Source organism: Clostridium pascui (genome assembly GCF_016908015.1).
Taxonomy (GTDB): domain Bacteria; phylum Bacillota; class Clostridia; order Clostridiales; family Clostridiaceae; genus Clostridium_AK; species Clostridium_AK pascui.
In genome coordinates this window covers 670,703-685,986 of record NZ_JAFBDB010000002.1, presented here as the reverse complement: position 1 = coordinate 685,986, position 15,284 = coordinate 670,703, and the positions used below count along the sequence as shown (strand labels likewise).

General features: G+C 28.6%; 13 protein-coding genes. 1 reads left to right on the top strand and 12 read right to left on the bottom strand.

What is annotated here, in order from left to right; translation table 11 throughout:
* Window positions 1-30: 30 nt before the first annotated feature.
* The 6 genes from hrcA to gpr form a co-directional block, all read right to left on the bottom strand.
* Window positions 31-1,056, bottom strand: coding sequence for a heat-inducible transcriptional repressor HrcA (hrcA, locus tag JOC70_RS08360; RefSeq protein ID WP_204598516.1), 1,026 nt, complete (start codon window positions 1,054-1,056; stop codon window positions 31-33).
* Between the two features lie 205 nt (window positions 1,057-1,261).
* Window positions 1,262-2,392, bottom strand: coding sequence for a radical SAM family heme chaperone HemW (gene hemW / locus JOC70_RS08355; RefSeq protein ID WP_204598410.1), 1,131 nt, complete (start codon window positions 2,390-2,392; stop codon window positions 1,262-1,264).
* A 279-nt stretch (window positions 2,393-2,671) separates the two neighbouring features.
* Entirely contained in the window at window positions 2,672-4,480 is a 1,809-nt protein-coding gene (gene lepA / locus JOC70_RS08350) for a translation elongation factor 4 (protein WP_204598409.1), read from the bottom strand.
* A 62-nt stretch (window positions 4,481-4,542) separates the two neighbouring features.
* Complete coding sequence (locus tag JOC70_RS08345; RefSeq protein WP_204598408.1) at window positions 4,543-4,914, bottom strand: hypothetical protein; 372 nt, start codon at window positions 4,912-4,914, stop codon at window positions 4,543-4,545.
* 63 nt (window positions 4,915-4,977) lie between these two features.
* A complete protein-coding gene (locus JOC70_RS08340; RefSeq protein WP_204598407.1) occupies window positions 4,978-6,078 on the bottom strand; it encodes a stage II sporulation protein P in 1,101 nt (366 codons plus the stop codon).
* Window positions 6,079-6,141: 63 nt separating this feature from the next.
* The gene (gene gpr, locus JOC70_RS08335) at window positions 6,142-7,116 is read right to left on the bottom strand and encodes a GPR endopeptidase (protein ID WP_204598406.1); all 975 of its coding nucleotides are present in this window, start codon (window positions 7,114-7,116) and stop codon (window positions 6,142-6,144) included.
* 201 nt (window positions 7,117-7,317) lie between these two features.
* Between gpr and rpsT the strand changes: the two genes are divergently transcribed.
* A complete protein-coding gene (rpsT, locus tag JOC70_RS08330; RefSeq protein WP_204598405.1) occupies window positions 7,318-7,584 on the top strand; it encodes a 30S ribosomal protein S20 in 267 nt (88 codons plus the stop codon).
* A 31-nt stretch (window positions 7,585-7,615) separates the two neighbouring features.
* Here rpsT and holA read toward each other — a convergent pair whose 3' ends face one another.
* The 6 genes from holA to glgA form a co-directional block, all read right to left on the bottom strand.
* On the bottom strand, window positions 7,616-8,635 hold the full coding sequence (holA, locus tag JOC70_RS08325; RefSeq protein ID WP_243429085.1) for a DNA polymerase III subunit delta: 1,020 nt from the start codon (window positions 8,633-8,635) through the stop codon (window positions 7,616-7,618).
* 5 nt (window positions 8,636-8,640) lie between these two features.
* Window positions 8,641-10,350, bottom strand: a complete 1,710-nt coding sequence (locus JOC70_RS08320) for a ComEC/Rec2 family competence protein (protein ID WP_204598403.1) — start codon at window positions 10,348-10,350, stop codon at window positions 8,641-8,643.
* A 59-nt stretch (window positions 10,351-10,409) separates the two neighbouring features.
* Window positions 10,410-10,694: a hypothetical protein gene (locus JOC70_RS08315; RefSeq protein ID WP_204598402.1), complete on the bottom strand. Its 285-nt coding sequence runs from the start codon at window positions 10,692-10,694 to the stop codon at window positions 10,410-10,412.
* 63 nt (window positions 10,695-10,757) lie between these two features.
* Window positions 10,758-13,265: a P-type ATPase actuator domain-containing protein gene (locus tag JOC70_RS08310; protein WP_204598401.1), complete on the bottom strand. Its 2,508-nt coding sequence runs from the start codon at window positions 13,263-13,265 to the stop codon at window positions 10,758-10,760.
* 140 nt (window positions 13,266-13,405) lie between these two features.
* Window positions 13,406-13,687 (bottom strand): DUF503 domain-containing protein, encoded by a 282-nt coding sequence (locus JOC70_RS08305; protein WP_204598400.1) that lies wholly within the window; start codon window positions 13,685-13,687, stop codon window positions 13,406-13,408.
* A gap of 151 nt (window positions 13,688-13,838) precedes the next feature.
* Window positions 13,839-15,278, bottom strand: a complete 1,440-nt coding sequence (glgA, locus tag JOC70_RS08300) for a glycogen synthase GlgA (RefSeq protein ID WP_204598399.1) — start codon at window positions 15,276-15,278, stop codon at window positions 13,839-13,841.
* Between the last annotated feature and the right edge of the window lie 6 nt (window positions 15,279-15,284).

The following is a 15,284-nucleotide window of genomic DNA, read 5'->3' as shown; positions in this document are numbered from 1 at the left end:
ACTTTTATATTAAGGTAATTTAAACCTAATTTATCTTATATAGTCATCTGTAAGGGTTTTATTTAATTCATTCACAACTGCTGCTAAAATAGAGATAACCTTATCATAAGGCATTCTTGTTGGTCCTATCACTCCTATAGAGCCCAACGGACGCCCTCCAATGCTATAAACTGCAGAGACTATGCTGCACTCCTTAGCATCTTCCAAAAAGTTTTCTCCTCCAATTTTAATATCCATACTTTCAGTAGAATTTATTAAATCATTTATTTTCTTCTTATTATCAATTAATGATAAGAACTCCTTAGCTCTTTGTATGTCGTTATATTCAGGGTAATGAAATATATTAGTAGTTCCTTCAAAATAAATATCAGAAGACCCCATACTATTTAAACTTTCATATATAACTGGCATAATAGAATTAAATATCTCTTCATACCCAAATAAATCATTTTTTAAATTATCTATAACTTCTATATTAATTTCTTCTATATTTAAATTACTTAATCTTATATTTAATAAATTATTAATTTTAACTAATAATTCTGTATCTATAGACTTTGTCATCCTTATTAAATTGTTTTTTATTATTCCTGTATCTATCACAATTACTGATAGGATATTATTGTTATCAATGTGTATAAGTTGTATAGATTTAATCTTGCCTTTTCTAAATGATGGTGCTTTTACTACTGATGTAAGTCTTGTAAGTTCCGCAAGTAAATATGATGCTTCTTTTATTACCTTATCTATTTCGTGTAGTGTAGATTTTATTATATGCTTTTTTATAAATTCTTCTTCTTCATAGGTTACACGCGAAACCTGCATTAATTTATCTACATATAACCTGTATCCTTTGTCAGAAGGCTTTCTTCCTGAAGAACTATGAAGTTGCTCTAAATATCCCATTTCCTCAAGATCAGCCATTTCATTTCTTATGGTAGCAGAACTTATACCTAGATCATACTTTTTAGCTATGGTCCTGGAACCTACAGGCTCTGCTGTATCTATGTAATCAAGTATTATAGCCTGAAGTATTTTTATTTTTCTCTCATCCATTTCCATAATATCACCTCTTTTATTAGCACTCACTCCTGTTGAGTGCTAACTGCTATGATTAAAAAATATCATTATCGAAATCATTTGTCAAATTAATTTAATTTTAAATATTAAAGAAATATAGGTAATTATCCCTTATAAATTAATTTTTAACTATATTTCTTTCAAAATCTCTTCTTTATTACTAATACTTATTAATTTCATTTTAAACAGTTAATATAAAATCACTCATAATCATATTCGAAACCTCTATTCCTCTAGGGGATAGATATAATTTATTATCTTCTAATATAAGTAATTTATCTTTTAAATATTTATCTATTATTTTTCCATAAACTTGGTATATATTTTTATTAAATCTCTTTTGAAATTCATTTATATCTACTCCATTTATTTTTCGGAGGCCCATAAACATAAATTCTTCCATATCATCTTTTAAAGTATTATGATTAATCTCTAGCTTAACTTCCTCATTATTATTTATTTTTTTTATATACTCTTTTATACTTTCTACATTTTTATATCTGTTATGATTTATATATGAATGAGCAAATGCTCCACAGCCAATATACTCATCTAAATTCCAATACACCAAATTATGTATGCATTCTTTTCCAGGCTTTGAGAAATTTGATATTTCATATTGATTATATCCATTTTCATGTAGTTTATTTTTAATCTTTGAATACATTTCTCTCTCTACTTCTTCACTTGGTAAAGTCAATTCATCATTTTCATACTTAGTATAAAACGGAGTCCCTTCTTCAATTATTAAACTATAGCATGATATATGCTCAGGATTTAATTTAATTATTTCCACTAATGTTTCACCTATTTGTTCTAACGTTTGATTTGGGAGACCAAACATTAAATCTATATTTATATTATCAAAATGAAGCTTTCTTGCCTCCTTATATGTTTCCAAGAAGTCTTTTAATTTATGTATTCTTCCAATACCTTGCAGTAGCTCATTTTGCCATGCTTGAAGTCCTATACTTAATCTATTAACGCCCATTTCCTTAAACCTACAAAGTTTTTCTTTACTTACAGTACCTGGATTTACTTCTACAGAAAATTCTAAGTCATCACTCTTATCTAACTTATCTATACTATACTTCAATTTTTCCCAATGTCTTATATCTAAATGAGATGGAGTTCCACCTCCAATAAATATAGTGTTAAATTTATAATCTCCTAAATCATCAAGTTCTGTACATAAAGCATCCACATAAGAATCCATTAAGGTTTCTTCTCCACAATAGGATGGGAAATCACAATAAAGACACTTTTGTTTACAAAAAGGTATATGTATGTATAATGAAAGTTCTTTTTTCATTTTTAATCAGCTCCCTTTAGAAATAATACGGCATTTTTAATGTTGAATCTTCCATATAGATTCTGCATTTAAGAAATCAGTTTACTGCGCAAAGGAGCTCTAATATTTATCAATTTAAACCACCTGAATTTTATAAACTCGCTGTCGTTCAGACAGTATAAAATTCTTAACGGTGCTTTAAATTGATAAATAAAGAGCTCCTAATTACTTGTTCAATGCTTTCTACAAATGCAGAACCCATACCGTAGGTTCAACATTATCTTAAAATGTAGCAATTTTCTATTCTTCCGTTTTTAAAATAGACATGAAGGCTTCTTGAGGAACTTCAACACTTCCCACTTGTCTCATTCTCTTTTTACCTTCTTTTTGCTTCTCTAAAAGCTTTTTCTTTCTGGAAATATCTCCACCATAACATTTAGCAAGTACATCTTTTCTTAATGCTTTAACAGTTTCTCTTGCAAGCACCTTAGAGCCTACTGCTGCTTGTATTGGGATTTCAAACATCTGTCTTGGTATAATTTCCTTTAATTTTTCAGCTATACCTCTTCCTCTTGCATATGCCCTCTCTTGAGGTACTATCATTGATAATGCATCAACTATATCCCCATTTAAAAGTATATCAAGTTTAACAAGTTCGGTTCTTTGATATCCTTTAATTTCATAATCCAAGGAAGCATATCCTCTACTTCTTGATTTTAAAGCATCAAAGAAATCATATATTATTTCATTTAAAGGAATATCGTAATTTAAAACTACTCTTGTAGTTTCAAGGTATTGCATATCCTTAAATGTTCCTCTTCTTGTTTGAGATAAATCCATAATTGCCCCTACATATTCAGAAGGCGTTATTATAGATGCCTTAACCACAGGCTCTTCCATATAATCTATTTCTGTTGCATCAGGTAAATTAGTAGGATTAGTTATTTCTAACTCTGTCCCATCAGTTTTTATTATTTTATATACAACAGATGGTGCAGTAGTTATAATATCTAAGTTAAATTCTCTTTCTATTCTTTCTTGTATAATATCCATATGAAGTAATCCCAAGAATCCACATCTAAATCCAAATCCTAGTGCAATGGATGTTTCAGGTTCAAAGGATAATGCTGCATCATTGATTTGAAGTTTTTCCAAAGCTTCCTTTAACTCATCATATTTTGCTCCATCTACAGGATATATACCACTAAACACCATAGGAATGGCAGGCCTGTATCCTTGCATTGCTTCCTTAGTTGGATTGTTTGCTAATGTAATTGTATCACCCACACGTGCATCTCTAACATTTTTTATAGAAGCTGTAAAGTATCCAACATCCCCTGCTCCAAGTTCCTCCATTTTCATATACTGCGGTACAAATACTCCTACTTCTGTTACATCATACACTTTACCTGTAGCCATAAATTTTATCTTAGTTCCAGCCTTTATGTTTCCATCCTTCAATCTTATATGGCATACTACACCCTTATAAGTATCATAATAGGAATCAAATATAAGTGCCTTCAACGGAGCATCTTCATCTCCTTCAGGTGCAGGTACCTTTTCCACAACCGCTTCCAATACGTCTTGTATATTTAACCCTGTCTTAGCAGATACTAGAGGTGCATCATGGGCATCTAATCCTATTACATCTTCTATTTCTTTTTTAATTTCATCTGGTCTTGCACTTGGTAGATCTATTTTATTTATTACCGGCACTATTTCTAAGTTATTATCTAAAGCAAGATAGCAATTTGCTAAAGTTTGTGCTTGTATCCCTTGAGTAGCATCTACTATAAGAATTGCTCCTTCACAAGCTGCCAGGCTTCTAGATACCTCATAGTTAAAATCCACATGGCCTGGAGTATCTATTAAGTTAAGTATGTATTCTTCTCCATTTTCTCTCTTATATACAAGTCTTGCAGCTTGAGATTTTATTGTAATTCCTCTTTCTTTCTCAAGTTCCATTGTATCTAATGTTTGCTCATCCATTTCTCTTTCCGTAAGAGTTCCTGTCTTTTCTAGCAATCTATCTGCAAGAGTTGATTTACCATGATCTATATGCGCTACTATAGAAAAATTTCTAATATGCTTTTGTCTTTCACTTTGCATCAACGTACCCTCCAATGTAGAATAATTCACTGTAAATTATAGCACAACCAAAAGGGGGACTGTCAATAATTATGTTGAATTAAAGGTTTTATAACAATAATATTAAGTATTGGCATGCTTTTTAAAACTTCTATTAAGCTTCCTTTAATTACATTTGAAGCATCCTCTAATTTACTTACAACATAACTTATCTTGTCATTTAAGCTATCACATAAGTTATATGTACTTGATTTTATATTTTCACTAGCTTTTTTATTTACATAAAATACATATTTCTTTGTTTCTATTTTAAAATCAAAAGGTTTGGCTGTAAAATAAATTTTGAATGGAGAATTATTTTTTATAAACTTAGGTGTATTATTTGATACAACTATAAAACCTAAAAATATTATAAATATAGCCATTAAAATTATAACTATATATCTTTTTTTCATAATAAAAAAACACCCCTATACTATATTTCATTATATAAGGATGTCCTTTTATATATCTTTTATTCACTTTTTACCATTAATATGTTCTGCAATAATTCTTCCTAGATATTTAGTAGAATCTTTAGCCTCTTGAATAGTATTTACATACGATCCCATCTCTATAAGCACTGCATTATCACTCTTATTTTGATGAAAATATTTAGTTCCATAGTTATAGTCATATATACCTCTACAATAACCTGGAAATAAGCTATCAGATATTTGTACTAAGTTATTTACTACTGCTAAATTATTCTTATATCTGGGACTTTTCTTAGCCATAACAAACATTATTTTAGTTACGTCTTCTCCATTCATCCTTGTAGTAACAGCCTTCTTATTTTCTACTGAATCTCTATGTAAATCTATTATAAGTTTAAAGTCTCCATATTTCTTTAAATATTTATCTACAGTAGGTCCTGACCTAGCATAGCTTTCAGTATATGATGCTGCATTATGAACGGTCTTATCGTGAATAACAGATATACCGTAATTTTCTTCTAATTCCTTAGCCAATGCATCACCTGCTGCACATATATTTTTATCTGATTGAAGACTATCTTTCCCAATGCCAGCAAAACTTTCAGTAGTATGGGTATGATAAATCAACACTTCTGGTTTTGCTTTATTTAACGTTTTTTTAAGTTTAGGATTATATACCCCCACTGTTTTATCAGGCAAGTCCAATTTTTGTTCTTGCTCAATAGATATATCCTTTTCACTTAACTTAAACGGATTAAATATTACACTTTTTTCATGATTTTCTCCTTCTTCACCTTCTTGATACATGGAAGGAATTTCTCTAAGAACTAAAGCTAGAGGATTGTTTAAATCTATATTAAATACACTAAGCACTTCTTTTTTTATAGAAAATCCTCCTTCAGCTAAATCCTCTTCATTAAAAATTGAAGTCTTAACTATTGGCATAGCATTATTAAGTACTTGTATATAAAAAGTATTTTGCCTTGAAATTGCTCCCCCTGAGGTTGCTTTTACTGCAAAAGGAAGTATTAAAATAACGCTTGCTATAAAAGAAAAGATAGCAAATATAAATTTTAAATTTTGACGATTATTTACCTTATAGTAACTTAGAATATTTTTCTCTTTTGGCTCTTTAATATCCATAGCCCTCACCTCTTATGTAAAATTATATACTATATATATGAGGCAAGGGCTAGTTTTAGACTATTAATTTATATATTGATTTATTTCTTTTAGTTCAAGAGCTGGTTGAAGAGCTATATTTATTCCTGCTGATAATACCTTTGATACCGAATCTATTACCATATCTACATCCTTAGGAGTTACAACTAAACTTCCAACATAAGGTCTCAAAAGTTCCTGTATCATTCTTTCTTTTTCAGTTCTATCTATAGATTTTAACATACTATAAAACTTCCCGCCTTGAGTTGCTCCACGTATCATTTCATCTAATACCATATCTATACTATCATTTGCAATAGTTGCTGCATCCACAACAGTAGGCACTCCTATAGCTATGACAGGTATTCCTAATGCTCTCTCACTTATCTCCATTCTCTTATTTCCTATACCAGATCCTGGTGAAATCCCTGTATTCCCTATTTGTATAGTTCTATTTACCCTTTCAAGTCTTCTCGAAGCCAATGCATCTATGCATATTATTAAATTAGGTTTTATTTTTTGTGATACAGCTTTTATTATTTCGCCTGTTTCCATTCCAGTAAGTCCTAACACTCCTGGAGCTAACGCGCATACTGGTCTTATTCCTTCATCTATTTGATCTGGAATTAACTGTTTTAAGTGTCTTGTAACCATAATTTTCTCTACAACTCTAGGCCCCAATGCATCTGGTGTAATATTCCAATTACCAAGCCCTACTACCATGGTTGTCATACTTTCATCTAGTTTCACTAAACTTGACAATACTTTTGCAAAAACCTTACTTATTTCTTCTAATCCCTCTTGATCATAAGTTGTGACCTCTGGTATTTCTAAGGTTATATACTTACCCTTAGGCTTATTCATGATCTTTTCTCCTACATCATCTAAGATACTTACTTCTGTAACTTTTATATCTTTTTCAACATAATCTTTTACTTCAACACCTGGAATTTTACCTTTATTCTGTTCCTCATATATCTCTTTTGCTTCTACCGCCAAGTCCGTTCTTATATTTAGCATAGCATTTCTTCCTTTCTATACCTAATATTTTAATCCTATTATTCCCTTGCATGTATCTCATATTCATAAATAAAAGTTAAATTATACTTGAAGTACACAAAAATAAATGCTATAATAGCATTTGTTAATAAAGTGAAACTCATACGCAGATTTCCCCAAAAACTGCTGAGACCCTATTAAAATACAAGGGGGTGAAAAGAAATGGCAAATATAAAATCAGCACAAAAAAGAATAAAAGTTATTGAAAAGAAAACTATGCAAAATAGAATGGTTAAGTCTGCTCTAAAAACTACAATGAAGAAGTTTTTAGTTGCTGTTACTGCTGGAAACGCTGAAGAAGCAAAAGTAGAATTTAGAGCTACAACTAAAGCTTTAGATATGGCTGCTAGTAAAGGTGTTCTACATAAAAACAAAGCTGCTAGAGCTAAATCAAGATTAGCTGCAAAATTAAATGCTTTAAATGCATAATAAAAGAACCGGTGAATTTCACCGGTTTATTTTATTTCAAAGTTATAGCGTTTATTATAAGTAATTCTAATTCTGTTCTTTTATCTACTGTAGAACTTTTAATTAACTGTTCAGAATTTAAGCATATTTTAATAGCTTCTTTTAATTGCCTTGCCGTAAATTTCTTGCTTTGTAAAACTAACTTATCTACAATAAAAGGCGGCAGCTTTAATTCTGTGCCTAGTGTAGCTCTACTCTTTCCATTATCTATACTGTGCTTTATTTTATATAAAAGCTTAAGTTGTCTTTCAATCATATATAATATGTAAACTTCCTCCTGCCCCTTAAACATCAGCTCGTTTACTACATCTATGGTTTCTTTTAATTTTTTATCTCCCATATAGTCAACCAAATCAAATATATCATTCTCCCTTTTCTTGGGGTATAATTGCAAAATATCATCTTTTGTTATTTCTCTATCCATGGCATAACAGCATAACTTTTCTATTTCATTTTCCACTATTCCTAGATCGCTAGGCAGATTTGAACAAAAAAGCTTTAACTCTGCGCTACCTATATTCCTACCTCTTTTTTCAAAAAATTCCTTTACCTTTGATTCTAAACTTCTTCCATAAATCTTATCCATTTTAACTACACATGAATTTTTATCTAATTTATTTAGTTTTTTACTAGGCTTTTCTCTCTTATCCTTAAACACATAATAAAGAATTAATATGCAAGAACTAGGTACATTCTTTATATATGCCTCAAAACTATTGTATATGGATTTTTTTGCAGTCTCCTCACCATCTTCAAGAAAACTCGCTCTATATACTAATACAACTTTTTTATCACCCATAAATGGTAATGTTTCTGATGCATTTATAACTACATCAAAACTTTCTAGCTTGTTCCCATCAAACTTTACATAATTTAAATCCATAAAATTTCCATCTATGTTTTTACTTACTATTCCATTTATTTTTTCTTTAATAAGTTCTTCATCATATCCACAAAATATATAGCAATTGTGAAATTCATCTTTTTTTATTTGATCATCTAACTTAGACATATCTATCAAATTTTATCCCACCTCCAATTAATAGGTCTTCCAAAAAATATTTTATAAGTAGATACCTTTATTACATCTTTATCTATTATATCATAGTGATAATAAATATTTTTCTTACCATGTTTATTACTCTGATTTTTAAGTTTTATTATATTGTCATTTATACTGTTACTTATTTTTAAATCCTTCAATTTATAAGATAAGGGTATATCTTTATATGTATAACTTACTATATCGTGTATATTATAATATTCTTCAAGCTTAATTACATATTTCCCTTCAGTTGTAGGATATGAAATGGCCATAGTAGAATTGAACTTATCCTTAATTATTATTGCTTCTATGTCCTTAAATTTTATAATATTTATTTCAGGAAACAATGTGCAATAACTAAAAATTAAACTTATAACTATAAATATTGGAATAAATTTAAATTTCTTATATCCATACTTTATCATTACAAAACTTAAATATATTATAAAAAAACATATAGCTTCTCTTTGTCCAAAATTTGTAGTTAGAGATGTTCCGTTCAGAAGTAAATAATACCCTCCTTCAAGAGCCATACAAATTACTTTTATACCGTAACAAATAAGCTTAAATACACTAGGTAACCATAAAAACAAAATACCTAAGTTTCCAAGTATAACTAATACAGAATATATAGGTATGAGAAATATATTGCCTGCAATAAAGCTCCAGTTAAAGTTTCCCATACTAAGTCCAAGATACGGCAGGGTAAATATTTGTGCACTTAAAGTTAAACTCAAAGGACTTATTAGCACATCTGGAAGCCTGTAGAGGGCTCTTTGGAGATTAGAATAATACAGAATAATTCCAAGTGTTGCTAGGAAAGATAGGCAAAATCCCATATCCATAAAATAATAAGGTTTAGCAAATAACAACAGCATAAATGCAAAACTTAATGCGCAAATTCCACTATAATTTTTATATATCTTTTTAGATAATTTTAAAATTAAGATCATTATAAATGCTCTAAATGCCGAGGACTTGCTTCCTGAAAATAATACATATAATAAAGATATAAGAACTCCTAAATAAGCACCTGCTATCCCTTCCACTGCTTTATATATTATAGATATATGAAGGCCTGAAACACTTACTGCATGCACAACCCCTAGCTTTTTAAATGTTAATTTTTGTTCCTCTGAAAGAAGGCTTGTATCCCCAAAACTTAATGATCTAGTAAGAGCTGCTTCATTTTCTGTTAATGACACAGCTAAGGACTTGTTAATCTGTTCCTTTAATCTATAAGATAAAGATTTCAAATCTTCCTCACGAATCTTATAACTCTTTATATCATAAATTCCTATAATACCTCTTTCATATATATTCTGCTTTTTAAAGCTTCCAGTAATAAAGGTTTTATAGCCAACTTTCAAATCTTTAATATCTCCCTTAAGCAAAATATTTCTTCCACTTACAGAGCCTAAAGCAGTATCTCCCTTAACTTCTAAAATTCTTACTTCTGTATTATTAACACGATAAAAGTTAAAGTAAAAGTTAAAGCTTAAAAAGCCACACATAAAAAAGGCTATATTCAAACAAAAAAATTTTTTAGACATAGTAAAGTACATTACTACTAGAAAGCATATGATACAAATCATAGCATAAAGCATATTGAAATTGATTAAGTATGCTGTAAAACATCCAATTAATAGTGCCATGGAGTAGTATACAATTAAATATTCCATAACAAAAATACACCTCCACACTAAATTTTGGCCATTAATATGGAGGTTTAATCATTTTATCATGATTCTTTATTCTTGTTTTCTCTTTTATTTTTTATATCCTTCATTGTATTACTAGCTCGTCTACCATTAGAATATAATCCAGTAGCGCTAGTTCCCATTAGTATTCCTTGAAGTATATTTTCCCTTATATCTCTACATTCTAAAAAAAACATACCAAATAATATTCCAAGTACTAAGCATGCAAAAGGAGCATATCTAGGCTTTAACCCTAAACTTTTAAGCACATCTACTAAAAAAGTTATTATCGGAATAAGAGCAACTCCTTTATAACTAAACTCCATACATTTCCCTCCCATATAGTGAATTATTATATTTTTATAATTCATTATATGAGATAAAGTATATTATGAGCTAACCATACTAATCAGATTATGGTAATATTTTATTCCTATGTATAACATTTGTAGTATTAAGTTCAAAATAAATATATTTCTACAAATACTATTTTTAAATGGATTAAACTTAAAGAATTTTAATGAATAAACTGCAAATATTATATTGTTCACTAAATTCACTATCAACATCATATACTGAAAATTTTGTCTTAGTAATATGTAAATAATCACACCCAACAATGCATTTATAAGTATTCCTATTAAAAAGAAATTAACTTTATTGTCTTTTAAAATATTTTTATCCAAGAGATTTCCGTAATGAATATCTTCTTCATTAAGAAAATCTAAAAATACACAAAGTCCACCTATAGATATGGTTAAAAAACTTGTCCAAAATATATCTATTAAATTAATTCCAATACTATAGTTGAGCAAATCCAACAAAATAATACTTAGTACATTGCAAGTGTACATAGTAAATAGATATTCTATTGTACTATTTATTTTATTTATCATTTTACGAGAACTTTTAACTATATTCAAAAGAGTTTCTAATGATATTTTTTCTCCTGACATGTCACATATGTTCTTTAGTATATTACTTTTTCCATAGGAATAAGATACATTGCTAAGCATTAGGTATGGAAGGTCTGAAACTTTGCTTCCTTCCATAAATATCAAATTATTTTCTTTAAAATGCTCTGCTATTTTTAATTTATGTTTTACACTTATCCTTGAGAATACATTTATTTTATTCAGTATTCTTTTTAGCTCTTCTAAGGTTATATTATCAAGTTCTGCTCCTGTTAATGACTTTTTAATATTGTTTATAATTCCTATTTCTTTGCCAAATGCCTCCGCTGTTAATTTATTTTCTTCTGTAATTAAAATTGGCTTTATATTTAATAAATTAAACTCTCTTAAAACTTCCTCTATATTTTCTTTCGGTGGATTTAAAAATCCTATAATGCCTACAAATACAAGATTACTTTCTATATTTTCCTTAAGGCTCGGTTCATAGTTGAAATTTCTATAGGCAAATGCAGTAACAGCAAGACCTTGAGTAGACATAATCCTATGCATATTTTTTATATTACGTATCTCCTCATCAGTTACTTCTCTTTCTATGCCATTTTTTAATATATGTGTACAGGTGGATAAAACTGAATTAACTGATCCTTTAACATGAGCTCTATAATTTCCATCTATGTAATTTATGGTAGTCATCATTCTTCTTTCTTTATCATACGGAATTTTATACAACGTTTTATATTTATCCTCTAGAACATGTTTCTTTATACCAAATTGAAGAGAAAATCTCACAAGTTCAATTTCTGATAAATCCATCTTTTCATTTACATAATTATCATCTATAAATTTAGTATCATTACACAATATTCCAATATGTAATAGCCTTTTAATCATATGACTTTCATCTTTATCATAATAGTTATCTATATCTTTATGATGTATTAAAGTATTGTTTGTATAAACTTTTTCTACATTTACATACTCTTCTGAAAAAGCTCCTACCTTTTCCTTCAATATCAAATTTGTTATAGAAAGCTTTTCTATAACAGATATATCTTTTAAATTTATATTCCACTTATTAAAATGTTCTTGCGCAAATGAAATTATAATTATAAATATAAATATTAAACTAATTGGAATTCCTGCAAAATTTGTATTGGCAAATAAAATTAACGAGTTAGTGATAGATTTTTTTAAAACTAGAATTCTTATTAACAAAAACATGAAATTTATATATAAAACATATAACACAAATTGGTTAACAATCTTCTTTAGAGTATTTATAAAAGAAGCCTTATTATCTCGTGCTTTAAAACTTGCTGAAATTATTTCACTTATTTTTGTATGTATACCAGTTGAAATTACTATACCCTTAGCATATCCATCTATAATAACGGATGATTTAAAAAGTATATTTCTCATTTCACTTAGTGGTATTTCTCTTTCCTCTATCATTGTAGAGTATTTTTCTACTAAACCACCTTCTCCTGTTATTGCCCCTTCCTTTACCTTTAAGGAGTATGCTTCTATAATTCTAATATCTGCTGGAACTATTTCATTTTTATTTAATATTACTATATCACCATTAACTAATTCCTCTGATAAAACTATCTCTTCTTTTCCATCCCTTATTACTTTACATTTAAAAGCTTCTAGTTTTTTAAATTCTAATAACTCATTTCCTTCCTTGTACTTGAATATACTTAAAATTCCTATACTTATGAGAAACATAATTATAAATGGAAACATTTCTATCCACTTATTAAAATATAAATATATACTAAAAGATAAGAGCATAATCATTGACCAAGGTTCAAATATTTGCTTTAATGAAATATTAAAAAAACTATTACTTTTAGGTATTTTAATTATATTCCCACCATTCTCCTTATTGATTTCCTCTACTTCAGTAATATTCAATCCTTCATCAACATCACTTTTAAGCTCTGTTATTACATCATTCCAACTTTTGTTGTACCAATTCATAACACTGTGTTTCCTCCATATAATGGTATTATTATAGTCATATTATCGATAATTTATTGAAAAAATTAATAACATCCCAATTTATATTGAGATGTTTTCATTTTAAATTTCAACTTAATTATTTTATTGTTAAACAAATTTTAAATTATTTCTATGTGAAAGTCAATTAACACTGCATCTGTATTTGATTCTATAAAATTAATTACATGTTGTATTACCTCATTTGCATGTGCAGTTGAATTACTTACACAAGAAATTCCTAAAGTAACAATTTGATGTTTATCTTGATTATCTACTTCAGCAATAGAAACATTAAACTTGTTTTGAACTCTTTTTATTAAACTTTGTACTATCATTCTCTTTTCCTTTAAGGAATGAACCCAATTTGCCTGTAAGTATACTTCTCCAGTACCTATTATCATTTAAATCACCCCACTAAAAAATGCAAAGCATTTTTTAGTAATCAGCTTCTAGGAACCAGTAACCAGTTATGAACATTTTGCATAGCAAAACTACACTTTCTAGCCACTGGTTACTAGTCACTAGTTACTAAACAAAAACTTCCTTGCAATTTTATTTATTCCACAAAAGATCATCATAAAGTTCTATATATTTGTACGCTGAGCTATTCCAGCTATTATCTGTTCTCATAGCATTTCTTACTATATTATTGAATACTGATCTATCTTTATAAAAATTTATAGCTCTTTCTATAGTATATAACATATCCTTTGCATTATAATTAGTAAAAGAAAATCCATTACCTTTTCCTGTATATTCATTATATGGTATCACTGTATCTCTAAGCCCTCCCGTTTCCCTTACTATAGGAAGAGTTCCATATTTCATTGCAATAAGCTGCCCTATCCCACAGGGTTCAAATAAAGAAGGCATTAAAAACAAATCTGATGCTGCATATATCTTTTTAGATAAATCATTGCTAAAGTATATATTACAGGATATTTTAGTTGGATATTTTTCTGCGTAATATTTAAACATTTTTTCATACTTATTATCGCCAGTACCTAATATAACAATTTGTAAATCCAAGTTCATTATATCATCCATTACTTCTGATATTAAATCAAATCCCTTTTGATCTACAAGCCTAGATATTATACCAATCATAGGAATATCTTTGTTTACTGGTAATCCTAACTGCTGTTGAAGCATTTCTTTATTTTTCTTTTTATTTACTATGCTTTCTTCACTATAATTTAAATATATATCCTTATCTTTTTTAGGATTATATATATCATAATCTATACCATTTACTATCCCACTTAACTTATAACTTACTTTATTCAAAAGTCCGTCAAGACCTTCTCCATAAAAAGGTGTTTGCACCTCCTTAGCATAGGTTTCACTTACCGTAGTCACTCTATCTGAGTACACTATGCCGCCTTTCATAAAAGATATCGCATCATAATATTTAAGCTTATTTTCTACAAAACACTCTTCTCCAAGGGGAAGTAAATCTCCTAAAAATTCTTTAGAAAACACCCCTTGATATCTTAAATTGTGTATAGTAAGTATAGTTTGTATACTAGTATATAACTGATCCTTAATATAGTTTTCTTTTAAAAGCACTGGAATAATTGCAGTATGCCAATCATTATTATGAATTATATGAGGTTTAAAGTCATTCATGTACCTTATACTTTCAAGTACTGCCTTAGAAAAATAACAAAACCTTTCTCCATCATCATCATATCCATAAGCACCTTTTCTCTTAAAATAATACTCATTATCTATAAAATAAAAAGGTATATCCTCTTCTTCCGTATATTGAAGTCCTCCATACTGATTTCTCCATCCTAAATTTATATTAAATTCCTTAAGAGTTACAATGTTATTTTTATAGCATTCACTTATATCACTGTACTTTGGCATGATAACCCTTACATCTATTCCTAGAGCTCTTAATGCTTTAGGTAAAGCAAACGCTACATCGGCGAGCCCCCCCGTTTTAAAAAACGGGTGAGCTTCTGATGTTACAAATAATACTTTCATAATGCT